Raw genomic sequence first — 25,599 nt, forward strand, 5'->3', positions numbered from 1 at the left:
TGGTTGATTTTTACGCCAGGATATGGTTAATCTGCTTTAATTCCTCATCACTAAACGATGTATTTGCCAAACAACCGATAGAATCCGTCACCTGTTCGGGCTTACTTGCGCCAATTAATACCGATGTAATACGCTTGTCTTTCAAGATCCATGACAACGCCATTTGTGCCAGGTTTTGGCCACGTTGCAAGGCTATCTCATTCAGTTTTGCTGCTTTCGCGATATTTTGCTCAGTTATCGCGTCTTCATCGATAGCACCGTTACCGCGATGAGCCGCTGCTCTTGAACCTTCAGGAATACCTTTCAGGTATTTATTGGTCAACAAACCCTGCGCCAGCGGCGAGAATGGGATACAACCAACGCCTTTATCTTCCAGTACGTCAAGCAGTCCGCCTTCAACCCACCTGTCGAACATCGAGTATTTAGGCTGATGGATCAAGCATGGCGTGCCAAGTTCTTTTAGCACGGCTACCGCTTTTTCTGTTTCGGAAGCGCTGTAGCTTGAGATACCAACATATAAGGCTTTACCCTGGCGAACAATCAGATCCAGCGCGCCCATAGTTTCTTCGATTGGGGTTTCGGGATCCGGACGGTGATGGTAGAAAATATCTACATAATCCAGGCCCATACGTTTCAAACTTTGATCAAGACTGGCTACCAGGTATTTTTTTGAACCCCAGTCGCCATAAGGGCCGGGCCACATCCCCCAGCCTGCTTTACTTGAGATGATAAGTTCATCGCGATAACTTTTGAAATCATCTTTAAAAATGTGACCAAAGGTCTCCTCGGCTGAGCCGGCAGGCGGACCGTAGTTATTAGCAAGATCAAAATGGGTAATACCTTTGTCAAAGGCCAGGCGTAAAATATTACGGGCATTTTCCAGGCTGTCGATACCGCCGAAGTTGTGCCATAAGCCAAGCGATACCGCAGGCAGTTTTAAACCACTGTTACCGCAACGGCGGTATTCCATATCCTGGTAGCGATTTGCATTGGGTAGATAGGTCATATTTTGTTTGATTAATGAACGCCAAAATTGGCCTATCTATCACAAAAATCCATTGAACTGGGACAAGAAATGAAATTATTTACCGGCTAATATTTGGAAGGATGCCCACAGGCCGACTTATATTTGAGCCATGTTTCAAAATATCAATAATTACGCGGCCCGATCGGTTAATTTAACCACTGAAGAAACAGCGTTGTTTAATGAAATATTGGAATACAAAAAAGTGCCTAAAAAGACCCGCTTGCTCCAGGCCGGCGACATCTGCAATTTTGAAGCATACGTAAACAAAGGCTGTATCCGCGAATATGTTATAGATGAAAATGGAGCCGAAGTTACCCTGCAATTTGCCGTTGAGGACTGGTGGGTAAGTGACCTGGCAAGTTTTCAGGATCAAAGCCCGGCCCACATGAACATTGAAACGCTGGAAGATTGTGACCTCCTCCTCCTCACCCGCGATTCAAAAGAGCGCCTGCTAACGGAAGTACCCAAACTGGAACGCATGTTCAGGCTCATGCTGCAAAGGCATTTAACGGTGGTTCAAAAACGATTATTTAAAACCATATCCACCACCGCTATGGAAAAATACCTGGAGTTTATTAACCGTTATCCCAATATTCCGCAAAGGGTGCCACAGCATTATATAGCCTCATACCTGGGTATTTCGCCAGAGTTTTTGAGTAAGTTGAGAGCGAGGAGTTTGAAGAAGTAACTACTCAGTTCATATCTACACTTTACACGCAACGACATATATGAAAGCGTCATTGAGGTACGAAGCAATCCCCGACAAGCAAGTCCGCCCTGTATAGTTTGGGATTGCTTCGTACCTCGCAATGACGCCTTAAATGTTGTTTTTAGCTACACCAATTTGTATCACTTAATTCCTGTGAATATGTAACCCATTAAACTGCCTTTTACCGTTTTCGTAGGTTGTATTTCCTTTGGCAAAACGTGGATATTTTGCGCTGTATTTCTTAAATACACTCTCAGGCTGTTTCACTCCGTTAACGATCATCTCTTCCCCGTTAAATGAAAGCTCGTGCAGGGCATCTTCGTTAGGGAGAATATGATCCGCCACCATATCGCCGATCATCTGTTTTAACATCCGCTGATCTTCGGCGGCACGCTCCTGGTCTTTTTTGGCCTGAATTTGATCCAGGTGGGCCTGTTCCTGATCTCGTTTAGCTTGCACCTGGTCACGGCTGGCTTGTTCCTGATCACGGGAAGCCTGCTCCTGGTCACGTTTGGCCTGGACCTGATCTTTAGATGCCTGCTCCTGATCGCGTTTTGCTTGCTCCTGGTCGCGCGCGGCTTCTTCCTGTTCAACTTTTGCCTGTCGCTGATCACGTTCGGCCTGCTCCTGGTCGCGTTTCGCCTGCTGCTGATCACGACCGGCTTGTTCCTGATCGCGTTTAGCCTGCGCCTGATCTTTCTTTGCCTGGATCCTGTCTTTTCTGATTTGCTCACGGATAGCCGCTATAGCTGCACTATAATTACCCCATTTACTTGATGGAATAGTTTCACCATCTACAGCTAAAGCGGTTAGCTTATTATTAACCAGTTCCATTTGGTAAGTTTTACCTTTCCAGTTGGTTTGAATTTTCTCATGGCCTTTCCCGTCAACACTATGATAGTTGTTATAAGGATCATAAGCAGTTCTTTTAGCTGGTTGCTGAGCGTTTACCGCTGTTGTGAAAGCTAAAGCAGCTATCAATATCAGGCTGCTTTTTAAATAATTGATTTTCATTTTGCTGTTGATTTAAATTTTGCAAAGGCTATGGGCCTTGTATCTGTTTATTCCTGTTATTTCTCTTTTAGTTTTTCCAATGCCTTTTTTCCACCCTCATTTTGCGGATTAAGCGCAATTGATTTTTGGTACATTTTTATGGCATCTTCTTTTTTACCCGCACCGGCAAGCGCCTCAGCATAGCTATCATAAGTATTAAAACTTACCGGATATAGGAGTGTATTGAGTTTAAAAACCTCCAAGGCCTGGCCGAGGAAGCCGTCGTTCATCATGTCATAACCCATCCGGTTTAACTCCCTTTCGTCCATGAAATAATGAGCGGTATCTGTTTTAGCCTCATTGAAAAGTACAGTTGCGGCATCGGCACCTTTCTGGTGCAGGGTTATTGCATAATCTTTAGCCAGCGAACGCCTACCCCGGTAGATGTCATTCCCGTTGTTTAAAATATAAAAGGCATTAAGTCCTTCGGGATGAAGGCCGCGATGGGTTACATTATCAAGCAGGATCACAGTTTGCTTCCGGGTTATATTGCGAAGAAATACGGTAACCACACCCGATGAACCACCCGAATGCCATACCACTTTGCCATAAGTTGTATCCTTAAGGATTTCCCAGCCAAGACCATAATATGATTTCGTGTTTGCCCAGCCGGCGCTTGCTTTACTTCCGTCATTGAGCAAAGTAGGGACAAAGGCTTCTTCAAGCACTTTCTGTTGCAGTAATTTGCCATTGTATAAAGCTTCATCAAACTTTAGCAGATCGCCGGTGGTGCTCACAACCGCTGTAGGTCCAAGTATAGCTCCCAATATTACCGATTCGATATGATCTCCCTTTACCGAATCGATGCGTTTCAACTGCCCCGGCGAGTAGCTGATAAATTCATAACGCTGAGCCCGGTTCTTGTCGGCTACCGGCAACAGAGGCGTTTCAATGTAGCTATGAGCCATCCCGGCAGGCTTAAAAACATATTTAGCCAAATAGTCCTGAAACTTCATGCCGCTCAGCTTTTCAACTAACAGCGCAAGCAAACCGAAACCTGTATTTGAATAGCTGTATCTTTCACCTGTTTTGAATAATAAGCCGCGGCTGTCATTTTTCAGCGCTGGGATCAGGTCATCTAATGCATAGATCTTTTCCGGGTTTTCGCTGTAAGGCTTCTCAAAAATCTGATAATCGGGCAAGCCGGAAGTATGCGATAACAGGTGCCGTAAGGTGATCTGCTTCCAGGGGAACTCGGGAAAATACTTGATGAACGGATCATCCAGTTTAAGCTTGCCGTTTTGCTTAAGCTGTAAAATAGCTACCGCCGTAAACGTCTTTGACACCGAAGCCAGGTTAAAAGTAGTTTGATCGATATTTAACAACTTCGACGCAACATCGGCATAGCCAAACGAACGCCGGTAAACAACTTTCCCTTTTTCGGCCACCAAAACGTTACCATTAAACTCGTGCTGATCATATAAAGCCGTAAACAAACTATCCAGGCGCTTTTGCTTATCCTGTGCCAGTAATACGCTGGTTATCCCGTTGAAAAGTATGAGCAACAGGCATGCAATCACTATGCCTTTCGGTAAATAATGTTCCTTCATTTCCTATTAAATTTTGTTAGTAAAAGGCAATACAATGCCATCCAACTCAAAGCCGGTTGTTAAAAATCTTGGTTTTCCTGAATTAAAAATGCAAAACTCCGCCTACAGGCAGCGCTGCCTGCGATTAAAAAGCCTGTTCTGTTGTTAATTGATTTACTCTACGCTTACGCTGTTTTTTGGTTTAGCTGGTTTTGATGCTATGGGTTGTATTACGTGTGCCTGGTCACGCTTTGCTTGTTCCTGATCGCGCTTTGCTTGTATCTGATCCCTTTCGGCCTGCTGCTGGTCAAGTTTAGCCTGCACCTGATCGCGCGCGGCTTGTTCCTGATCCCGCTTAGCCTGCTCCTGATCGCGAAGGGCCTGTTCCTGCTCTATTTTGGCATGTTCCTCGTCACGGCGAGCCTGCTCCTTCTCGCGGTTATAATCGGCTTTAGCTGCCGAAACTTGCTGGCTATCTTTTTCGGCCTGTTGCTTTACAGCCTTTGCATCAGCTTCAAGCTGCTCCTGTGGTGAACTCGGCTCGGCATTAGCCATAACTACATTTTCATTTGCAGCAACAGGCTTTTGAGCTACAGCAATGTTTTTGTGCCTTGGATGTTTTGGTTTATCAACCGGCCTAACAGCTGCAACAGATTGTATACCTGCAGTTGGTATTATATGCCGCTCCTGCTTGTATATATAGGCTTTATCGCTTCCTGGATTATTAATTTTCCTGATCTGCGCGATAGCCGCTGTAGCTATTACTGCTGAAAGGATAACAACACCACTTATTAAAAATGCTTTATCAGCCGGGGTTACTGTTTGATTTTTATTACTCATGATTCGGCTTACCCTTTGCAACAGCTGATTCTTTTTACCGGGAAACGCAACCGCGTAATTTGAGCCGTACAATGAATGTTCTTTAAAGCTGATAAGTGCCTGTACAAACTCACGTTTGTTTTTTGTTTGAGCTATAGCGATATCATCACAGCAGTTTTCCCGCTCGTCACGAAGCAGGGCCGAGATCCACAGTAAACCGGGATTGAAGAAGAATACCGTTTCTGCAATGGTCTGCAAAAAATTAACAATATAATCATGCCTGCGGATGTGGGCCAGCTCATGCAATAGCACAGCTTCAACCTGCTCGGGCGGTAAACCTGCCAATAAACCAGCCGGAATCAGGATAACCGGTTTCAGGTGACCAATAACCATAGGCATTTTTACATAGCCCGATTCCAGCAGTTTAACCGCCTGCTTTAGCTGCAGCTTTTCGCAAAGCAGTTCAACCCTGTTTTTCCAATAAGCAGCAGGTTCAGATACCTGCCTGTGTTTAGCCACCTGGATAAACATGAGCCCACGCATCATCCGTACCGAGCGGAATAGGAAAAACACAAGCCATAACAGCACAACCATAGGCGCATTGGCTGTAAAGTACCCAACACAGGTATTGGCAAAAGCCCTGATCCCATCGGCATTAAGGCTTAACAATTGCGATGCCCTGTTGCCAATAGCATTACCAAATTGCATCATCCCCTGTTGTGGCTGCCTGCTCCACTCCCACGCAAAAGTGAACACACAGGCCCCAATAAATAATAAAAACTGTACAAGTACCAGGTTGTACCTTACTGCCGCGCTTGCTTTTTTGGTAAAGAGCATTACCAGCGCGCTGATAATAGCCAACACTAAACCTTGCCATAGCGAATGGATCAGCATCCAGCTAAAAGCCTGTATCAGGCTATGAGAAATCGTGTTGGTGTTAAGGAGCATGTACATATCTGTAAGGTTTAATTATTTATCATCCATGTTTTTGAGCAGCTCTTTTATTTTTTTGAGTTCTTCGGCCGATGTTTTATCGTTGCCCAACAGGGCTACCATCAAATCGCTCGGCGAACCATTGTACATCGAATCAACAAAGCGGCCAAGCATATTACCTTTTACTTTACTTTCTTCAACCGCGGCACTATAAACGTGCTTCATATTGGTTTCGTCGCGATCAAGCATCCCCTTCTCTTTCATTACCTGCATCAGCTTTAGGGTACTGGTATAAATTACCGCCTCCTTTTGCTCGTTAAGCTTATCATGCACAAATCTCACCGTAGATGGGCCGTACTGCCATAACACCTGTAAAACGTCCATTTCGGTTTTAGTGGGCATTAAATCAGCAGTAATATCCTTTTTAAACAAACTCATAAACCAAAGGTATGTATTAAAAACGTACGTTGCAATAGCTAAGTTATTTTTTTATAAAAAATTTCACCCTAAAACAAAACAACCACCTTAATACTAAGGTGGTTGTACGTTATAAATATAAGATCAGTCGTTAAAAGCTTTTGGCGAAGGTTAAACCTACCCTTCCATCCTGGTAGGTTGGCAGCAATAATGAGTTATTGTTTTTGCCTTTTTCATTACCTCCACGGAACAGACCATTTCGAATAAGTGGGTACAGGTAATACGCTGCTTTTGTAGACAGGATACCAAAACCTGCACCGGCTACGATATCACTAAACCAGTGCTTGTTGTTGTATACACGTAATATCGCAGTAGTAGTAGCGAAGGCATAACCCACACCTCCGTATATCGGCGAGCGATCGCCATACTCCTGGGCCATAAACTCGGCAGAAACAAAGGCATTACCGGTATGCCCTGACGGAAAAGAAAACTTATCCGAGCCATCGGGACGCTCACGATGGGTAACGCGTTTTAAACCAAAAGTAGTACCGGCAAATATAGCCTCAGAAAGCACAAGCAGCATGGTACGATCAATGAATGTATTTTTACCGTGTATCCCTGCCGCGTTCAGCCCGTAAACCGAGATGATTGGCGCGTACTGAAGGTAATTATCAACTTTGGTATGAAAGCCCGGATGATCTTTATTCATATCAGTCCTCACATCATAATCGATATTACGGATAAATTTCACTTTAAACGATAATAAACCGTAGGTAATAAAAGCCGCGGGTGGTATGTACGATGGAAATTTACTTTGCAGGTGCTTAACCGTATCGGGCAAAGTAAGGATATTCCTGGCAGAGTCTTTCTGCAAAGAATCCTTCTTTACTGCAATTTTTTGTAACGTATCTTTAACCTGGGCATATACAGGCAGCGAGAACGAGGCCGCCAATAGCATCGAAATAAAATAAAACCTGAACTTTTGCAAAGAAATCCCCCTTATTAAGCGCTGATAAGCACAATTATACAATTTAATTCTGTAGAATTTCTGAAGCGCGTGAACAATAAATTAACACGCTGTTAACGTAAATTATATCCATTATGTTGTATCGCTTTTAAATTGATTTTAAGGCAGATAGATTTTGCTTTTAATTGTTCTTTTAACAATAAATAAAAATCACTATGTTTGATTGCACCTCCAATAAACCTCCAAACCACCTAAATGAAGATCATCAAATTTATCCTTTGCATTTTGTTGCTTACTTGCAGCCGTATTTTTGCCCAGGAACAAGCACATATTACCATTAGTCTGAATGATAAAATTGGCGATATGTATCCCTTTTGGGCCTGGTTTGGTCATGATGAGCCCAACTATACTTACATGAAGGATGGCCGGAAACTGCTTTCCGAACTGGCGGCTTTGAGCCCTGTTCCCGTGCGTATGCGGGTTCACAACCTGCTTACCAGTGGTGATGGCACGGCTGCACTTAAATGGGGATCGACCAATGCTTATACCGAAGACGCCAACGGCAACCCGGTTTATAATTGGCATTTGGTTGACAGTATTTTTGATACTTACATTAAACTGGGTATGAAGCCTTATGCCCAGATAGGTTTTATGCCCGAGGCTTTATCAACCCATCCAAAACCCTATCGCCATTACTGGAAGCCCGGCGATAATTATGATGATGTTTATACCGGTTGGGCTTATCCTCCAAAAGATTACAACAAGTGGGAGGAGCTTGTTTATCAATGGGTAAAGCATTGCGTACAGCGTTACGGCCAGGCCGAAGTGGAAAGCTGGTATTGGGAAGTTTGGAACGAGCCCAATATTGGCTATTGGAAAGGTACCATGCAAGAGTTTTTTAAGCTGTATGACTATGCCGCGCATGGCGTAAAACGCGCCTTACCTACCACACATGTTGGTGGCCCTGAGGTTGCCGGCGGCTCAAGCCCCGGCGGGATGAAGTTTTTAAACGCGTTCATTAAACATTGTATCGCCGATACCAACTATGCTACAGGTAAAATAGGCTCTCCTATAGATGTGATCTCGTTTCATGCCAAAGGGCAACCTACACTGGTTAATGGTAAGGTACGTATGAATATGGCGCCGCAGATCCGTGATATCAGGGAAGGTTTTAAAATAGTAGCCTCATATCCTGAAACTAAAAATACACCGATAGTGGTCGGCGAATCGGACCCTGAGGGCTGCGCGGCTTGCGGTATGGCTACCAATCCGTCAAACGCTTACCGTAACGGCACTATGTATTCGAGTTACACCGCTGCTTCAATAGCACGTGAATATCAACTGGCCGATTCATTGGGCATAAACTTTATGGGTTCGGTATCATGGTCGTTCGAGTTTGAAAACCAGCCCTGGTTTTATGGCTTCCGTGACTTGGCTACCAATGGTGTTGACAAACCGGTACTTAACGTTTTCAGGATGTTGGGCATGATGAAAGGCAAACGCCTGAAGGTAAATGGAGATCAGATGTACACGCTCAAAACAGTAGCTGATTCAAGCATCAGGGGCCGCAATACAGATATCGGTGCGCTGGCCTCAGTTGATAAAAAAGAAATGACGGTACTGCTATGGAACTACCACGATGATGACCTGAAAGATGCGGGAAAAACTGTAAAGATCAGGATAGAACACCTGCCGCCCACCTTTGTGAAACTAACCCAATACCGGATAGACGATGACCATAGTAATGCCTACGAAGTCTGGAAAAAGATGGGTTCTCCACAAAACCCTACCGCGGCTCAAATTAAAGAACTTGAAAAAGCAGGTCAGCTCCAAAAGTTTGGAAAACCTGTTACCCTGATAGCTAAATCGGGCTTGTCCGGTGCTACAGTTTCATTACCCAGGCAGGGAGTAGCGCTTTTAAAATTCAGCTGGTAATTAAATTACTTCCCATTTTATAAATAAAAAACCCTCCCCCGGTAAAACCGGGAGAGGGCCAGTCAACCTAACATAACCTGGGTGAGTAGGGTCTGTTAGTTAATAGTTACATTGAACGCTAAATTATAAGGCAAATCCGTAGGCCAAACGCAGGCCAAGCATACCAAAATGATCCTGGTTAGCACCAGAAAAATTTTCATAACGGAAGCTTACATCCCAGCTTTTATTAGCCCAGCCTATGCCAGGCGAAAGGTCAAGCCTGTGCGGGCCCCAGCCGTGTTCCAGTTTTTCGTAAGCTATACCAACTTCGCCGGCAACATATACACTTGGTACAAAAAACTCTTTAACACCAAACTTGATAGGGATTTCGCCATAGCTTCCGTAACGCTGATCTGTTCCCGGAATTTTCTTAGGGAAGAAGTGATAACCGCCCATAGTATAGGTAAGGGCAAAGCTATCGCTTATACCATATTGCAAACGAGCTGTACCACCTAAGGTAAAGGTGCTGCCAAGTTTGGCTACGCCTGTGGGTAAACCGGTTTCAATTCCTAAACCTAAACGGAAAGCGTTTGCAGGAGTGGTTTGCGCTTTTACCGTATTTGTGAAAAACAGGGCTCCCGCTACAAGGACCGCTGCTGTTAACTTTGATAGTAGTTTCATTTAGTGATATTTTGTGTACATAATGATTACTACCATTTTAGTGCGGCCGTTGCCTGCGAGTGAAGATTTTTTACAATGGCAAAAAATTCACCTTATAAAGTGCTTATTCTTTAAGGTAATGCAACCCTATAACACCATCTGGAAAAGCGTTGCTTTTTTCCAGCCTGAGCTTTATTTCTGTATTGGGAAACAGCGGGATACCGGCACCAAGCACTATCGGGTTAACAAACAGCCAAAATTCATCAATCAGGCCTTCTTTCATCAGGAAGCGGGCAAGGCCGGGGCTGCCAAACATAATAATTTCACCGCCATCCTGCTTTTTGAGGTTCAAAACTTGTGCTTTTATATCGCCACCAATAAACTTAATCTTATCTGTATTTTGTTGCTCAGCAGTTTCGGATACTACATACTTAAGCGTTTTATTATACCAGGTGGAGTGTTCAATGTCATGCTTTGATGCATTGGACTTATCGCCGGCGGTTGGCCAGTAGGCGTCCATCATTTCAAAAGTTTTACGGCCATATAAAGCTGTATCCGCTGCCTGGGTACGGGCATTGGCATATTCAAACATTTCATTGCTTACTTTTATCCAGTTCATAGCACCATCAACGCGGGCGGTAAAACCATCAAGCGAAATGTGCATAAATACTACTAAGTTTCTCATAATATCATTGTTTATATTTTATATCTCAAATTTAAAGGGCGCCATACATTACACAAGGGGCTAAAACGACTTTTAAAGGGTGCAAATATGCCCGCACAAAAAAGGCCATGCTCCCGCACAGCCCTCTTCTTAACAATAATACATTGCCTACAACGTAGCCATATCAATTACAAACCTGTAACGCACATCGCCTTTTTCCATGCGATCATATGCGGTGTGGATATCTTTGATATCAATCATTTCAATATCGGATACAATGTTGTTTTCGGCGCAGAAATCAAGCATCTCCTGGGTTTCTTTAATACCGCCGATGCCCGAACCTGCTAAGCTTTTACGGCCGCCCAATAAGCTGAAAGCAGCAATCTGCGCCGGTTTAGGAGGTACGCCCACACAAATATGAACGCCGTCGGTACGTAATAGCGACAGGTACATGTTAAAGTCATGCTCGGCCGATACCGTATCCAAAATAAAATCAAATGTATTTTTAGCAGCTTCAACCTGTTTAGGATCAGTAGTAACCACAAAATGGTGAGCGCCTAATTTCTTAGCGTCTTCTTCTTTTTTAGGCGACGTACTTAATACGGTAACATCGGCACCAAAAGCCACACCAAATTTAACCGCCATGTGGCCTAAACCACCTAAGCCAAGCACTGCCAGTTTATGGCCTTTGCCTACCTTCCAATGCCTTAAAGGTGAGTACGTGGTAATACCGGCACATAACAATGGAGCAACTGCTGCCAGATCAACACCTTCTTTAAGGTGCAGTACAAAATCCTGATTAACAACAATGGTGTTTGAATAACCACCGTAAGTAGGTGTTTTATGATCCTGTTCAAGACCGTTATAGGTTTGTGAGCTGCCGTTTAAGCAATACTGCTCCAAATCGCGTTTGCAGTTTTCGCACACACGACATGAATCAACCATACAGCCGGTAGCAGCCAGATCGCCAACTTTAAAGCCTTTTACATTTTCGCCAACTTTAACTACACGGCCAACAATTTCGTGTCCGGGTACCATTGGGAATATGCCAGGGAACCAGTCGTTTTTAATCTGATGTAAATCTGAGTGGCAAACGCCGCAGTACAAAATATCAAACTGCACATCATTTGGGCCAACCTCGCGCCTTTCAAAAGTCCAGGGGGCAAGCGGCGTGTTTTCGTCTTGCGCGGCATACGCTTTAGTTTCAATCATAGTAGTAAATGTTAAGTAGTGTGAATGATGATTTATGAATCGTGGAGAGGATCTCCCTAACAAATGTACAATGATATTTCGCAAACATTACAAGCTGGTGGATTTTTAAAACAAAAAACTGACACTTGAAAGGATATTGTTACGATGGGTAAAATCAAACTTTTAATTTAGCATATAGATTCATACCTCATGAAAGTAGCAATAGCCACTCCCCCATTTCCCAAATCAATTAATGATGGTTTAACTCAGGCCGAAAAACTGATCAAAGATGCAGCAGCCCAGGATGCGAAAGTAATTTGTTTTCCTGAATCATACATACCGGGATACCCGGGTATGATTGCCGAACCAGAGCCAACATCGCCCGCCATATTGCAGCAGGCATTAAATGAAGTATGCCGGGTGGCCGCCGAAAACAAAATAGCAGTGATTATGCCGATGGATTGGTACAGCGAAAACGGGTTATTAAACATTGCGCACGTAATATCGGACACCGGCGAAGTACTTGGCTATCAAACCAAAAACCAGTTAGATCCATCGGAAGATACTATGTGGGTTGCGGGAACTCAAAGAAGCGTTTTTGAAATTAATGGGTTAAAGTTTGGTATCACCATTTGCCATGAAGGTTTCCGCTATCCTGAATCGGTAAGATGGGCGGCACGTAATGGCGCGCATATTGTTTTTCACCCGCATTTTTCTGGTAGTAATACAGAAGGTACAATCCTTACCGAATGGGGCAGCATGGCCAATCCGTATTATGAAAAAGCAATGATGATGCGCGCTTTGGAAAACACCATCTACTTTGCCAGCTCCAATTATGGCTCGCTTTACCCGGAATCAGCAAGCTCAATTATCGCACCGGATGGTACTCTTCTGAATTACCAGGCTTACGGAACAACCGGCGTTATTATAGCAGATATAGCTATTGAAAAAGCCACAGGCTATTTAGCCAAACGGTTTAAGCCGCAATTGTACGATTATTGATTGCCGCCATTTTAACCATTATTTGAATTTTGCAAATAATGGATTGATTTATTCAAACACCTGGCTGCTTGTCTGTTTTACTTTTGTATCATAAACAAAAAACAAAATGGAAAACAGAAATAAAATAGCGGTAGTAACCGGCGGTAGCCGCGGCTTAGGCAGGGACATGGCCTTAAGGCTTGCCGAAAAAGGAATAGACGTTGTTATAACTTACAACACCAATGCCGAAGAAGCTTCAAAAGTTGTTACTCTGGTTGAGCAAGCCGGAGCAAAGGCAGCGGCATTGCAACTAAATACCGGGGTAATTAAAAGCTTCGACGCCTTTACCGAAAAACTCCGTGAAGTATTAACAGATAAATTCGGGGCCGATCATATTGATTTTTTAGTGAACAATGCGGGGCAGGGCGGCTACAGCGCTATCAGCGATGTTACCGAGGAGTTTTTTGATGACCTGCTGAACGTACACTTTAAAGGCGTATACTTTTTAACCCAAAAACTGATCCCGTTAATGGCCGATGGCGGTGGTATCGTGAATGTATCGTCAGGACTAACCCGCGTATCTGTTCCCCGTTCTTCTGCCTATGCTTCAATGAAAGGCGCGGTAGAAATTTTCACCCGTTACCTGGCTAAAGAACTCGGAGGAAGAGGAATCCGTGCTAACGTAGTTGCCCCTGGCGCCATCATGACTGATTTTGGCGGCGGTCATTTGCGTAACAGTGAAGAAACTCAGAAAATGGTGAGCAGCATCACCGCCCTTGGTCGACCGGGCGTTGCTGAAGATATCGGCGGTGTAGTAGCTTTCTTATGTACTGAGGATGCGCGTTGGGTTAACGGCCAACGCATAGAAGTTTCGGGCGGGATGGCTATTTAATCGAAAGCCCCCCAAATAAAAGCGTCTCTCAGAAATCCTGAGAGACGCTTTTATTATAAAATCGAGAAAAAAGAATCACCATAATATTTCCAGTATCACAACCACCGCATTATTGCTTAACGCTTCCAGGTCGGCCTCTTCCAGTTGCCATAAGGCCAGGCCATCACGCTCATGCATCAGCCGACCTTGCAGCTCAAAGGCACCGGCAAGCACAAAGGCATAAAATAACGAACTATCACTTTGAAGCCGATAAAGCGCGTCCATACGCCCGCCGAACTGCCCTATATGTAAACGAAAAGGATGATTTGCGGCATGCGGCACCACGTTGATCAGTTGATTTTGTTTACCGGTAAGCTCGAAATTAAAAACTTCGTCGCAGGGTGCGTTTATAGCCTCATTATCTTTCAATTGCAAATAAATATAATTGATCCAGTCGCTTTTATAAAGATTCATTAACTCAAATCGCTCTCCGCCAACTGCCCCGCCAACGAATACTTCTCCTACATCAATCAAACGCATATCGCCATTTGACTTTTTTAACAGCACCTCGCCGGTAACGGGTATTAACACAAACCGGCAGGGGCTTTCGACAGTAACCATAGCTGATTTACCGCCCGCCAGCATTTCATCGTTCCATACCTCCAGCCTGCCGAAGGGCCTGCGATACTCATTAAAGTAATCACCATAGTTAAAACTGCTGTAACGCCTCCAAACCTGAGTTTTCGCAAGTCCCCTTTGATCGGCTAAATATATTTGTCCCGGTGAGATCATTTCCATTTTAATCAAGATATTGTAATGAACTGATATTTACATATGGTTGCAACTGCATAAGATTGGTTGATATGGCGTCGCCCTCTGCGGAAGGTTGATTTTCTGGCAGATGATCAGAGATCAGCAAATAACTGTCAATGGTATCATGCCAGATCAACGGAGCCGAATAAAAGTTAACCGCCACCTGGTGTTTATCCTTATCATTAATATCAGAGTTGATGATTTCGAACTGAAACCTGCTAAATGTAAGAAAGCGCCTGCCCACGTTATTTAAAATATCGGGCATAATACTGCCAAGCTGCTGAATATAACCCGTAGCCGATGGTGTTACCATGCCGGTTAAACGCCGGGCATTAGCAACGTTTCTCATCAGCTCGGCATAGGAAGTGTAAGCTGTTCCCTGGCTAAAATTCTGGGCCTGCATTTTAAATTCCAGGTAAGTGCTGTCAAACACCAGCTTATCCCACTGTTTAACCGACCTGTTATCGATCACTTTACGGTAGCACAAAACAATCACACGCTTTTGCATAATAAAGAATAATGAAAACAAGACGCCGGCAGTAACCGACGCCCTTTTACAAAAAACAAAATGAAAATTTTAGGCTGGCACGCTCAGGCTAATGCTTAATACAAACCCGTCGGTAGTGTTACCCGTAACCGTTGCCAGCTCAAGCGAATAGCCATCGCTGAATACATTATCGGTAGCGTTATAGGTATAACCGCTCATTCCCTTACTATAACCGTTAACTGCTGCCAGCGCCGTGCCTGTCCCCTCCGGGAAAGCAATCTGCGTTACTTTTAATGAGGTACCCGATGAATTATACGCATGCACATGGATATGCGTTGCCCTCCCTGTATACCAACCCGGAAATATTGATGTAAAAGTTACCAGTCCGTTTGAATCGGTTGTTTGCCTGCCGCGTAAAAAGTGAACCGAAGTGTAATTGGTTGATTGCGAACCGCTGCCGCCGTATTCTGAATAATTACCTTCAGCATCGCAATGCCAAATGTCAACCAGCGCCGAAGGAAGCGCGGCGCAGCTACTATTGCTGTTATTGATTGTAATTTTCACGGTAAGCTTGTACCCGGTACGGCCGTCGGTAATATCGCTTCGTACATATGATGCAGGAGAATGTGTTGGGTATGGGCCCTCAGTTTCTGTTGGCGCAACACTGCAAGTACCAGAATCGGTTGAACCTGAACTGCTGCCGGAAGATGAACTCCCCGAGGTGGTGGTAGTTCCTGTAACAGTATCTGCATCTTTTTTACAGGCTTCAACCAATGCCGAGGTTGATAGCGCGCCAATTACCAGGCTTTTTAAAAAGTTCTTTCTTTCCATTGTATATTCTCCTTTTAAGTTTAATCTAAGTTGTTGATTCAAAAGTAACAGGAACGTTACTGAGGTTTTAGGATGTGTCGTTTAGAAGCCTTTTTGTGTCGACAAATGGTAAATTATTGCTGTGTCCGAAAACGCAATTATATAATCATACAGTTGCATGACACCATTAAACCGCCAAATTTCCCTATCTTTGCATGTTTTTTTGAGAATATATAATATTTATGGCATTAAAAAGTAGCGCGGTTATTACCGGTGTAGGCGGCTATGTTCCTGACAACATTTTAACTAATAGCGATTTAGAAAAAATGGTTGACACCAACAGCGATTGGATAGTTTCGCGTACAGGGATTAAGGAAAGAAGGATTCTTGCCGATCGGACACTTGCTACTTCAGACATGGCGGCCTTTGCAGTAAAAAATTTACTTGAAAATGCCAAAGTTGCCCCTTCTGAAATTGAGTGCGTAATTGTAGCTACTTCTACCCCTGATTACCTGCTGATTTCGACAGCCAGTATTGTTTGCGACAAATGCGGATTAAACAACGCCTGGGCATCTGATGTTAACGCGGCCTGCAGTGGTTTCCTTTATGCATTTACTCTTGGCTCAAGCCTGGTTGAAAGCAACCGCTATAAAAAAGTAATAGTTATCGGCGCCGATCAAAACAGTGCCATCGTTAACTATGCCGACCGTAATACCTGTATCCTTTTTGGCGATGGCGCGGGAGCTGTATTGCTTGAAGCTTCAACCGAAGATACCGGTGTTGTCGACAGTGTATTTAAAACTGACGGCCACGGACGCGAACACTTATATGTTCCTGGTGGTGGTTCAATGAACCCGGCCTCAGAAGAAACTATCGATGGCAAACTACATTATATCCGTCAGGACGGTCGCGTGGTTTTCAAAGCAGCCATTAAAGGTATGACTGAAAGCTGTACCTCCATCCTGCAACGCAACAACCTCACCATTGATGATATTAACTGGCTGATCCCTCACCAGGCTAACTACCGCATTATCCATGCCGTAGGCGATGCATTGGGTTTACCGGAAAGCCGTGTTAAGATCAATATCGACCGCTACGGTAACACTACAGCCGCTACCATCCCGTTGGCGTTGTGGGATTACAAAGCCGATTTCAAAGAGAACGATAACGTGATCCTGACTGCATTTGGTGCAGGCTTTTCATGGGGGGCCACTTATTTAAAATGGGGCAAACTAAGATAATACCTTTATAACACAATCTAAAAATACAAAGGCTTTCCTTTATCACAGGAAAGCCTTATTTATTAATATACTATGAGTATGACAACCGAAGAACGAATTAAGGAGGCGGAATCAAGAATATTTAAAACGGTATTTCCAAGTGATACCAATCATTACGATACACTTTTCGGCGGTTCGGCGATGGCCATGATGGATGAAGTTGCCTTTATCACAGCCACCCGCTTTACCCGTAAAAGGATGGTTACAGTATCATCAGACAGGATCGACTTTAAGCGCCCTATTCCCGCAGGCACCATTATTGAACTGGTTGGCAACATATCGCACATAGGCAACACCAGCCTTAAAGTTTCGGTTGAAATTTTTATTGAAGAAATGTATTCCTTCGTACGCGAAAAGGCCATCACCGGCACATTCACCTTTGTGGCCATTGATGAGCACAAACACCCGATAAACGTTTTGTAAGCAATTTGAAGCATAAAGCTCAAAGCCGAAAGCGAAAAAAAAAGAAAAAAAGCTTTCAGCATTCGGCTTTAGGCTTTAAGCTTCTTAATGAAGTTTCTTGCGCTTCAATAAGCCACCCGTAGTGTCATCAATACTTTGTTGGACTATGAACGCTTTGGGATCAATGCGGAGAATAGTTTGTTTTAGGGACGGGATCTCCAAACGAGTTGCTACTGTGAAAACGATATCGCGGGGATCATTAACATGACCATCCTTGCCGTAACCGCTTTTGCCCTGGTATATGGTAACTCCACGACCAAGGGTAACGGTGATAGCCCTGCGGATAGCATCACTCTTAGTGGATATCACGGTAATACCTGAATATTGTTCTATACCATTCAATAAAAAGTCAATCATTTTAGCGGCGGCCATGTAGGTTAATATCGAATACATGGCAGGTTCTACCCCCAGTACCGACGCGGCAATTCCAAATATCAAAACGTTAAGCAACAGGATAAAGTCGCTCACTTTAAGTAGCTGTGTTTTTTTACTCACCAGTACCGCGGCTATTTCGGTACCGTCAAGGACTGCTCCCCCGCGCATGGCCAAACCGCTGCCCATGCCAATAAATACACCACCAAATACGGCGGTAAGTAACTTATCATGGGTTACATCCGGAAACTTAACTACAGCGAGGCATAAGGAAAGTAATGCTATAGCTATGGTACTTTTTATAGCAAACCAAAGACCGAGCTTCCGGTAGCCAAGCCACAGAAACGGGACATTGATAACAAAGATCAATATAGATATGGGCAAAAAGGTAATATCTGATATCAGCATGGAAACGCCGGTAGCACCGCCGTCAATAAAATGGCTTGATAACAAAAAGCCTTTTAATCCAAACGCTGCCGATAAAATCCCGATACCAATATTAGCCGAATCCCTGATGATGTTGATTACCTTCATGCCCAAATATACTTTTTTGAGGCTAAAGGCGGGCATTGAAGGATGAAATAGCTAAGACCAATCAGTCTAAATTATTAACAATAGTGTTTAATTAGCAATTAAACGATCAATGATAGATTGTGTTCTTTTAATAGGTCTCCAATACCAATGAGTGAACCATGATGATTTTCACAAAGTAGCCACTTGTAATCTTTGTCTATTATATAATACTCAAAGCCAAAACACTCATTTAAAATGTTACATATATAATTAGGATCAACATCATAAATCGGATAAAATGGTTCCTGATCATCTTCAATCATTAGCCATACCTTTCGGGTTAGATCTGGAATAATTTCTGAAAAGCTATTGGGAGGGTAATCCAACCTTTTAAAACTGAAAGAAGATTTAAAAGCTTCCCACCACCATCTCCTATCATTACCTTTAACAAAAAAGGCAAGTAACTCAAAATATAGCAGACTGTTATATTGAGGGTCAATTTTTGATATAATACTCTTATCAAGCTTTAACTCGGCTATTGCAGCTTCTATTTCTATTGTTACCTCGCCCATTTTATTACCTCACCACCACCTGTATCGTATTCCTGCTGATCTGCTCCAGTAAAACTGTTTTGCCTTCGGTTAATTCTTTAATGGCATTTACACCATCATGGCGTACAGTAATAAGTGTTAAGCCATTATTGTACTTCACCTTAAAATCCTGTTTAAGGCCTGTTAACAGTTTTTCAAAACGCTCCTCATTCAGGTCGAAACAAACAGAAAAACTTAGTGCCGAAGTCTGCATAACATTCACTTTGATGTTGTTTTGTGCAAACAGGCGAAACACGTCACTCAGGTGATCTTCGGTAATAAATGAATAATCCTTACCCGATACCGATAGCAGTATCTGGTTTTGCTTCAGGATGATTACCGGCTTGGTAAATTGGTTATGTCCGTCTTCTTTAATTACGGTACCTGATGCCGAAGGATTAGTAAATGGCTTTACCAATAGCGGGATTTTAGCGTTCTGTAAAGGTTTAATGGTTTTAGGGTGGATAACACTTGCCCCGTAATAGGTCATCTCGATGGCTTCTGTATAAGATAACTCTTCAAACTTAACAGTATCGGTAAAGTATCGCGGATCAGCATTCAGTATGCCAGGAACATCTTTCCATGCAGTTACCGATTCGGCGCTCAAACAGGCGGCAAATATTGAAGCCGTATAATCCGAACCTTCACGGCCAAGCGTGGTTGTGAAATTTTCAGATGTACCGCCCAGGAAACCCTGAGTTACAACGATACTCTTTTCGAGCAATCCCGGAAGATCCTTGCTGATACTTGCTTTGGTTTTCTCCCACTCAACAATGCCCTCACGGTAAGTATTATCGGTATGTACATACCCACGAACATCAAGCCATTTGCTTTTCAGGCCGGCCTGGTTTAAATAAGCGTTAACAATCCGGGTTGATACCAATTCTCCAATAGATACGATCTGATCATATACAAAATCGTAGCTATCATGAGGTTCATCTTCAATAGCCCAGTCAATCTCCACAAAGGTATTGGCTACTTCATCAAATACCGGGTGGCGAGGCTCAAACAATCCGCCCAGGATGTTATAATGATACTCCTTGATCTCGTTAAAGATATCGTGCATATCATCGGCCTGATCCATATAAGCCTTGGTAAGCTTTTCGAGCGCGTTGGTAGTTTTGCCCATGGCCGATACCACGATAAGCAATTGTTTGTCTGTATATTGTTTTACAACATTAGCAAGGTTGATAACACCTGCAGCATCCTTAACCGATGCCCCTCCGAATTTAAAAACAAGCATTTATTTGATGAATTGACTTACAACCGTATTAGGCTGTAGTAATGATTTGATCTGTGTATAAGGAATAAATAATTCGGTGATACCGGCCGCATAAGGCTTTATCTCGTACTGGTTATACAAAAACTTGATACCAAAAGGCGTGATGGAAAAATTTTCATTCAGCGCGAATTTATCATCTTTGAAAAAATAGTTATCCTTCAGTGATGCGGTGTCGCTTAGTTTTTCATTTTTCCTGAAAATCTTTTCGGCTACTGTTGTTAATTTATCATGATAACCACTGATAAAAACATCATCAAGTTTCAGGTTTTTACCGGCTTTAGTATCCCAGTTAATAAATCCGGTAAATGAGCCGCCATGCGCGCCGCCCTGATAGCTATAACCACTCACTTGAAGTGCAGCGAGACTCGAATCCTGGTGGATAACTTTAACAGAATCATCCAGCGTAAAAAACATACCGGTACGCGGGTCTGTCTTTTTAAAATCATCGTATGACTTCAGGAAGTTTTTGGTCATCAGTTCCAGGCTGCTATCGGCTTTACCGTCCATCGCAAACATCACGGTTAGTTTGTTTACTATGGTATCATTTAAAGCTTTGGCGCTATCAAAAACCGGGTAGTTGACCTTTACTACCGTGCAGGCGCTATCTGCTTTAGTGCCGCAATCTGCAGCCCGTGCTTTTATTACTTTATAAACATAGTGCAGTGTATCAACCGGTTTTTCCGGTGTTTTTTTAGGTACTCCCCATTGGCACGATGACAGCCCCAGGGCAATAAAAAACAACAGGCACAGATTTTTCATAGGTATAGTTTTTAGTAGTTTAATAACTGCTCTCTTGAAAGAGACGCATTTAACCAACCCGCTTCAATATTCGCGCCGTATTTGTTGTAAAAGTTAATGGCTGGTTCATTCCAGTCCAACACCTGCCAAACCATTCCGCTGAAGCCACGCTCCTTGGCCTCCTGGATCAACCTGTCGAAAAGCATTTTACCAATCTTTTTACCGCGCATATCTTCGGTCACAATCAGGTCTTCCAGGTACATGCGACTACCTTTCCAGGTAGAGTAGCGGACATAGTATACAGCAAAGCCAACAACAATGCCATCAACTTCGGCAACAAAGGCCTTCCAAACAGGGTTAGGGCCAAAGCCGGCGTCTTCAAAGTGCTGTAAGGTAACCGTAACCTCTTCAGGTGCTTTTTCATACAGGGCCAGTTCATGAACCAGCTCCATCAAACGCGGACAATCTGCCTGAATAGCTTCCCTTATGATTACTTCCCCCGCTCCCTGAAGAGGGTGACTTTCAATTTTATTTTCTGTATTGCTCATTTTTATTGTTTCGCAGTTACCCAAAAACCATGTCATTGCGAGGAGGAGCGACAAAGCAACCACATACTACGCAGAGCGGCCATGCCTCCGTGCGATTGCCACGCTGCGCTCGCAATGACATCGGACGTTCAATCAATTATTTTTCCAATGCTTGATCACGCGGCCGCCAAATATGGTGCTGCCTAACCTTACCATATTGCTCCCCTGCTCAATGGCCAGTTTATAATCTGACGACATACCCATCGACAGGATATCAAAGCTTTCCTCTTTCCGGAAGTAGCTCAGTTTTATGCCTTCAAAAAAAGTATTCAGTTCGTAATACTCTTCCTTGATCTGTTTTTCGTTGTCGGTATTGGTGGCAATGCCCATCAATCCGCGGATCCGGATATTTTTCAGCGTAGCATACTCTTCTGAGCGAAGTAGTTCAATAGCCTCGTCAAAACCCAGTCCGTATTTGGTTTCTTCGTCTGCAATATAAATCTGCAGCAGGCAATCAATCACCCGTCCGGCTTTTTCAGCATGCTTGTTGATCTCCTGCAAAAGCTTGAGGCTATCAACAGATTGGATCATGCTTACAAAGGGCGCGATATATTTTACCTTGTTAGTTTGCAGGTGCCCTATTAAATGCCACTCAATATCTTTGGGAAGCTGATCGTATTTTTCAATCATTTCCTGCACCAAATTTTCGCCAAACAACCGCTGACCGGCATCATAAGCTTCCTGTATATCGGTTACCGGTTTTGTTTTTGATACCGCCAATAATATTACCTTATCTGCTTCCGTTTCCTTTTTTAAGCTTTTGATGTTATCTGCAATGCTCATTTATCCGTAAATTTGCTTAATTAATCAGCCGCTAAATTACTGAATGCATAAATATATAACCTTGTTTTTTTCTGCAGCACTTTTTTTATGTGCCTGCAATGGCAAAAGTGTTCCCGGCGATGTGCTTAAACCGGCAGCAATGGCCGAAGTTTTGACCGAGATGCACATTATTGATGGCACCCTGTACAATGCCACTCAAGTGCCGGATAGTTTGTACAAATACGGTGCGGGTAAATACGTTGCCATGTTTCAGCGCCTGCATACCGATACCGCTCATTTTAACAAAAGCATGCGGTATTACGCCACGCAGCCCGATAAGCTACTGGCCATTTATGACCAGGTGGATATCAAAATTAAAAACAAAACCGATTCGCTTAACAAAGTGCAGCTTGAACAAAGCAAAGCCGCTCACAGGGCCGATTCGTTAAAAAACTTAAATATTAAAACTAAAACCGACTCGGCAAAGAAGCCTGTGCCTCATGAAAACCCGGCAGCCCGCAGAGCCGATTCATTAGAAAATTTAAAAACTAAACCCAAAACCGATCCGGCTAAAAAACTTGACCTTCGCAAAAGAAAGGCAAAACACATAGCCGATTCGTTAAGAAATTTAAAGTCATAACCTGATGCTTTACCCCCAAAACAGTGTAGATAAGCTGGGTTTTACCGAAATAAAAGAACTGATAAAAGCACATTGCCTGAGCGAAATGGGTCAACAAATGGTTGACAAGATCCAGGTGATGAGCAATTATGACCAGATACATAAATTCCTGAGCCAGGCAAATGAGTTTAAGAATATCCTGGTTAATGATGAGGCCCTGCCCATTCAGCATTTTTTCGACATAAAAACCCTTGCCAATAAAGCCCGCATAGAGGGCGTTTTTTTAACCGAGGAAGAATTTTACCAGGTACAAGCCTCGCTCACCACAGTATTTGCTGTAATAGCTTACTTTAATGAGCGCGAAGGCCTTTACCCCAACCTCGAAGCCCTTTTTGAACACCTGCCTATTGAAAAGGCTATCCTTAAGAAGATTGACGCGGTAATTGACCAGAAAGGCAAGATCAGGCCAAATGCATCGCGCGAGCTGATGGAAATAACCACAGGCATTGCCAAAGCCGAGCAGGAAGCCCGCAAAAAGATTGATATGGTGTTTAAAAATGCTACATCAAACGGCTGGGCTGCCGATGGTTCACTAACTATACGCGATGGCCGCTTGGTGATCCCCCTGCTGGCAGAAAATAAACGTAAGCTGAAAGGCTTTGTTCATGACGAATCAGCTTCGGGCCAAACTGTTTACATTGAGCCTGAAGAAGTATTCGTACTCAACAACCGCATCCGTGACCTGGAATTTGAGCGCCGCCGCGAGATTGTAAAGATCCTAACCGCTTTAACCAACGAATTAAGGCCTTACGTACCTTTACTACTCTCCTATCATAGTTTGTTAACCAAGCTTGACTTTGTACGCGCCAAAGCCCTGTTTGCCATCGATATTGAGGCCGAAATGCCGCAGGTTGTAAATGAGGCCAGGGTAAAACTATATAATGCCCGCCACCCGCTTTTGTTCCTGAACTTTAAGGCCGAGAAAAAAACGGTGGTTCCGCTCAATATGCAGATAGACGAAGGTACCCGTATCATCGTGGTATCTGGCCCTAACGCCGGCGGTAAATCTGTTTGTATGAAAACCGTTGGCTTACTGCAAATGATGGTACAGGCCGGTTTGCTGATCCCTGCCGATGAAGCGAGTGTTGTAGGTGTATTTAAGCAGCTTTTTGTGGATATCGGTGATGACCAGTCGATTGAAAGCGATTTGAGTACTTACAGCGCCCACCTCTCCAAAATGAAAAACTTTGTGGAGCAGGCCAACGGCAAAACCCTGATCCTGATAGATGAGTTTGGTACCGGTACGGATCCGCAATTTGGCGGACCGATTGCTGAGGCCGTTCTTGAAGCACTCAACCAAAAAAAGGTTAAGGGCATGGTAACAACCCACTACTCCAACCTTAAAATATTTGCCAGCAATACCGAAGGGATCGAAAACGCGTCAATGTTGTTCAACAACGTTGAAATGAGGCCGCTTTATCAATTGGAAATTGGTAAACCCGGTAGTTCGTACGCCTTTGAAATTGCCCAGAAAATTGGCTTACCGGCCAACGTGCTTAACCTCGCCAAAAACAAAATAAGCGAAGGGCAAAAAAAGGTTGATACCTTACTGGTTGACCTGGAACGTGAAAAACGCTCCATTTTTGAAACTAAACAAAAACTGGATAAACAACAGCGCAAGGTAAATGAGCTGCTTGCCGAAAACGAGAAACTGAAAAGCTATCTCGAAGAAAATAAGCGCACACTCATTAAAGAAGCCAAGGACCAGGCCAAGAATATTATCCTGAACGCCAACAAGCTGGTTGAAAACACTATTTCTGAAATTAAGAGTAGTAATGCCGATAAGGAAAAAACCAGACAGCTACGTGAAAACCTTAACGTTGAACTTAAAAAGAACACCGTTAAGGCAGAAATGCCTAAACCTGCCGCCCCTGCCGATGAGGAATTAAAACCGGGCGACTGGGTGAAACTTACCGATTCGGAAACTACAGGGCAGGTAATTGAGATCATTAAAGAAAATGTGGTGATTGCTATTGGCGATTTGCGAACCGTTGCTAAAAAGAAACGAGTGATTAAAGTTTCCAAATCATCGGTACCTAAGGAGATCAGGCGGAGTTTCAGCGCTCAAACTAATGATATGGCCAGTTTTAGTCCGGAGATTGACGTGCGTGGCCAGCGTACCGAAGATGCGCTGCATGCCATTGAAAAACTGTTCGACAGGGCGCTAATGATGGGCTTTAACAACCTCAAGATCATTCATGGTAAAGGCGATGGCATTTTGCGTAAAATGATCAGGCAGTACCTCAAAAAATACGAGCAGGTTGACCGCATGGAAGATGAACACGCAGACCGTGGTGGGGATGGAATAACTTATGTATATTTGAAGTAAACGTAAGGTTAAGAAACCACTAAAAAAGCGTCATTGCGAGGAACGAAGCAATCCCAAACCATACAGAGTGGCTCTGCTTATCGGGGATTGCTTCGTTCCTCGCAATGACGCTTTTAATCACAATTACGTTTTCAGTATTTGTACCTTAACTTATTTCAAT

General features: G+C 43.6%; 26 protein-coding genes. 8 read left to right on the top strand and 18 right to left on the bottom strand.

Features of this window, described 5'->3' with window-relative positions; translation table 11 throughout:
- Positions 1-10 precede the first annotated feature (10 nt).
- Positions 11-1,006, bottom strand: a complete 996-nt coding sequence (gene mgrA / locus DEO27_RS14930) for an L-glyceraldehyde 3-phosphate reductase (protein WP_112573805.1) — start codon at positions 1,004-1,006, stop codon at positions 11-13.
- Between the two features lie 130 nt (positions 1,007-1,136).
- On the opposite strand from mgrA, the gene DEO27_RS14935 reads away from it, so the two are divergent.
- Entirely contained in the window at positions 1,137-1,715 is a 579-nt protein-coding gene (locus DEO27_RS14935; RefSeq protein WP_112573806.1) for a Crp/Fnr family transcriptional regulator, read from the top strand.
- A gap of 165 nt (positions 1,716-1,880) precedes the next feature.
- Here the strand turns inward: DEO27_RS14935 and DEO27_RS14940 are convergent, their stop codons facing one another.
- The 5 genes from DEO27_RS14940 to DEO27_RS14960 all read right to left on the bottom strand — a co-directional run bounded on the left by DEO27_RS14940 (position 1,881) and on the right by DEO27_RS14960 (position 7,475).
- Positions 1,881-2,750 (bottom strand): hypothetical protein, encoded by an 870-nt coding sequence (locus tag DEO27_RS14940; protein ID WP_112573807.1) that lies wholly within the window; start codon positions 2,748-2,750, stop codon positions 1,881-1,883.
- A 56-nt stretch (positions 2,751-2,806) separates the two neighbouring features.
- Positions 2,807-4,339, bottom strand: coding sequence for a serine hydrolase domain-containing protein (locus tag DEO27_RS14945; protein ID WP_112573808.1), 1,533 nt, complete (start codon positions 4,337-4,339; stop codon positions 2,807-2,809).
- 153 nt (positions 4,340-4,492) lie between these two features.
- The gene (locus tag DEO27_RS14950; RefSeq protein ID WP_112573809.1) at positions 4,493-6,091 is read right to left on the bottom strand and encodes a M56 family metallopeptidase; all 1,599 of its coding nucleotides are present in this window, start codon (positions 6,089-6,091) and stop codon (positions 4,493-4,495) included.
- 15 nt (positions 6,092-6,106) lie between these two features.
- On the bottom strand, positions 6,107-6,508 hold the full coding sequence (locus DEO27_RS14955) for a BlaI/MecI/CopY family transcriptional regulator (protein WP_112573810.1): 402 nt from the start codon (positions 6,506-6,508) through the stop codon (positions 6,107-6,109).
- 130 nt (positions 6,509-6,638) lie between these two features.
- Positions 6,639-7,475: a phosphatase PAP2 family protein gene (locus tag DEO27_RS14960; protein ID WP_146750075.1), complete on the bottom strand. Its 837-nt coding sequence runs from the start codon at positions 7,473-7,475 to the stop codon at positions 6,639-6,641.
- A 234-nt stretch (positions 7,476-7,709) separates the two neighbouring features.
- On the opposite strand from DEO27_RS14960, the gene DEO27_RS14965 reads away from it, so the two are divergent.
- Positions 7,710-9,389, top strand: coding sequence for a GH39 family glycosyl hydrolase (locus DEO27_RS14965; protein ID WP_112573812.1), 1,680 nt, complete (start codon positions 7,710-7,712; stop codon positions 9,387-9,389).
- A gap of 123 nt (positions 9,390-9,512) precedes the next feature.
- Here DEO27_RS14965 and DEO27_RS14970 read toward each other — a convergent pair whose 3' ends face one another.
- The 3 genes from DEO27_RS14970 to DEO27_RS14980 form a co-directional block, all read right to left on the bottom strand.
- Positions 9,513-10,049 carry a hypothetical protein gene (locus tag DEO27_RS14970; protein ID WP_112573813.1) on the bottom strand — a complete coding sequence of 179 codons (537 nt, stop codon included), beginning with the start codon at positions 10,047-10,049 and terminating at the stop codon, positions 9,513-9,515.
- A gap of 103 nt (positions 10,050-10,152) precedes the next feature.
- Positions 10,153-10,713 carry a dihydrofolate reductase family protein gene (locus DEO27_RS14975; protein WP_112573814.1) on the bottom strand — a complete coding sequence of 187 codons (561 nt, stop codon included), beginning with the start codon at positions 10,711-10,713 and terminating at the stop codon, positions 10,153-10,155.
- A 147-nt stretch (positions 10,714-10,860) separates the two neighbouring features.
- The gene (locus DEO27_RS14980) at positions 10,861-11,904 is read right to left on the bottom strand and encodes an NAD(P)-dependent alcohol dehydrogenase (RefSeq protein WP_112573815.1); all 1,044 of its coding nucleotides are present in this window, start codon (positions 11,902-11,904) and stop codon (positions 10,861-10,863) included.
- A 189-nt stretch (positions 11,905-12,093) separates the two neighbouring features.
- Here DEO27_RS14980 and DEO27_RS14985 point away from each other — a divergent pair, with 189 nt between their 5' ends.
- Positions 12,094-12,885 carry a carbon-nitrogen hydrolase family protein gene (locus DEO27_RS14985; protein ID WP_112573816.1) on the top strand — a complete coding sequence of 264 codons (792 nt, stop codon included), beginning with the start codon at positions 12,094-12,096 and terminating at the stop codon, positions 12,883-12,885.
- A gap of 106 nt (positions 12,886-12,991) precedes the next feature.
- Complete coding sequence (locus DEO27_RS14990; protein ID WP_112573817.1) at positions 12,992-13,756, top strand: SDR family NAD(P)-dependent oxidoreductase; 765 nt, start codon at positions 12,992-12,994, stop codon at positions 13,754-13,756.
- A 75-nt stretch (positions 13,757-13,831) separates the two neighbouring features.
- On the opposite strand, the gene DEO27_RS14995 is transcribed toward DEO27_RS14990, so the two are convergent.
- The 3 genes from DEO27_RS14995 to DEO27_RS15005 all read right to left on the bottom strand — a co-directional run bounded on the left by DEO27_RS14995 (position 13,832) and on the right by DEO27_RS15005 (position 15,866).
- Positions 13,832-14,533, bottom strand: coding sequence for a hypothetical protein (locus DEO27_RS14995; RefSeq protein WP_112573818.1), 702 nt, complete (start codon positions 14,531-14,533; stop codon positions 13,832-13,834).
- A 1-nt stretch (position 14,534) separates the two neighbouring features.
- Complete coding sequence (locus DEO27_RS15000) at positions 14,535-15,056, bottom strand: hypothetical protein (protein ID WP_112573819.1); 522 nt, start codon at positions 15,054-15,056, stop codon at positions 14,535-14,537.
- Between the two features lie 69 nt (positions 15,057-15,125).
- Positions 15,126-15,866 (bottom strand): intradiol ring-cleavage dioxygenase, encoded by a 741-nt coding sequence (locus DEO27_RS15005; protein ID WP_112573820.1) that lies wholly within the window; start codon positions 15,864-15,866, stop codon positions 15,126-15,128.
- 221 nt (positions 15,867-16,087) lie between these two features.
- Between DEO27_RS15005 and DEO27_RS15010 the strand changes: the two genes are divergently transcribed.
- Both DEO27_RS15010 and DEO27_RS15015 read left to right on the top strand, forming a co-directional pair.
- Positions 16,088-17,086 carry a beta-ketoacyl-ACP synthase III gene (locus tag DEO27_RS15010; protein ID WP_112573821.1) on the top strand — a complete coding sequence of 333 codons (999 nt, stop codon included), beginning with the start codon at positions 16,088-16,090 and terminating at the stop codon, positions 17,084-17,086.
- A gap of 78 nt (positions 17,087-17,164) precedes the next feature.
- On the top strand, positions 17,165-17,548 hold the full coding sequence (locus DEO27_RS15015; protein WP_112573822.1) for an acyl-CoA thioesterase: 384 nt from the start codon (positions 17,165-17,167) through the stop codon (positions 17,546-17,548).
- Between the two features lie 84 nt (positions 17,549-17,632).
- On the opposite strand, the gene DEO27_RS15020 is transcribed toward DEO27_RS15015, so the two are convergent.
- From DEO27_RS15020 to DEO27_RS15045, 6 genes are all read right to left on the bottom strand, one after another.
- Positions 17,633-18,493: a YitT family protein gene (locus tag DEO27_RS15020; RefSeq protein WP_112574001.1), complete on the bottom strand. Its 861-nt coding sequence runs from the start codon at positions 18,491-18,493 to the stop codon at positions 17,633-17,635.
- Between the two features lie 98 nt (positions 18,494-18,591).
- Positions 18,592-19,044, bottom strand: coding sequence for a DUF6756 family protein (locus DEO27_RS15025; protein ID WP_112573823.1), 453 nt, complete (start codon positions 19,042-19,044; stop codon positions 18,592-18,594).
- A 4-nt stretch (positions 19,045-19,048) separates the two neighbouring features.
- Positions 19,049-20,305 carry an aspartate kinase gene (locus tag DEO27_RS15030; RefSeq protein ID WP_112573824.1) on the bottom strand — a complete coding sequence of 419 codons (1,257 nt, stop codon included), beginning with the start codon at positions 20,303-20,305 and terminating at the stop codon, positions 19,049-19,051.
- A complete protein-coding gene (locus tag DEO27_RS15035; protein ID WP_112573825.1) occupies positions 20,306-21,103 on the bottom strand; it encodes a DUF3298 and DUF4163 domain-containing protein in 798 nt (265 codons plus the stop codon).
- Between the two features lie 11 nt (positions 21,104-21,114).
- The gene (locus DEO27_RS15040; protein ID WP_112574002.1) at positions 21,115-21,630 is read right to left on the bottom strand and encodes a GNAT family N-acetyltransferase; all 516 of its coding nucleotides are present in this window, start codon (positions 21,628-21,630) and stop codon (positions 21,115-21,117) included.
- 132 nt (positions 21,631-21,762) lie between these two features.
- Positions 21,763-22,452 (bottom strand): YggS family pyridoxal phosphate-dependent enzyme, encoded by a 690-nt coding sequence (locus DEO27_RS15045; RefSeq protein ID WP_112573826.1) that lies wholly within the window; start codon positions 22,450-22,452, stop codon positions 21,763-21,765.
- Positions 22,453-22,495: 43 nt separating this feature from the next.
- Between DEO27_RS15045 and DEO27_RS15050 the strand changes: the two genes are divergently transcribed.
- The gene (locus DEO27_RS15050; protein WP_112573827.1) at positions 22,496-23,071 is read left to right on the top strand and encodes a DUF4296 domain-containing protein; all 576 of its coding nucleotides are present in this window, start codon (positions 22,496-22,498) and stop codon (positions 23,069-23,071) included.
- 4 nt (positions 23,072-23,075) lie between these two features.
- Positions 23,076-25,439: an endonuclease MutS2 gene (locus DEO27_RS15055; protein ID WP_112573828.1), complete on the top strand. Its 2,364-nt coding sequence runs from the start codon at positions 23,076-23,078 to the stop codon at positions 25,437-25,439.
- The last annotated feature ends 160 nt before the right edge of the window (positions 25,440-25,599 follow it).

Origin of the sequence: Mucilaginibacter rubeus (assembly GCF_003286415.2) — a bacterium.
GTDB classification, from domain to species: Bacteria; Bacteroidota; Bacteroidia; order Sphingobacteriales; family Sphingobacteriaceae; genus Mucilaginibacter; species Mucilaginibacter rubeus_A.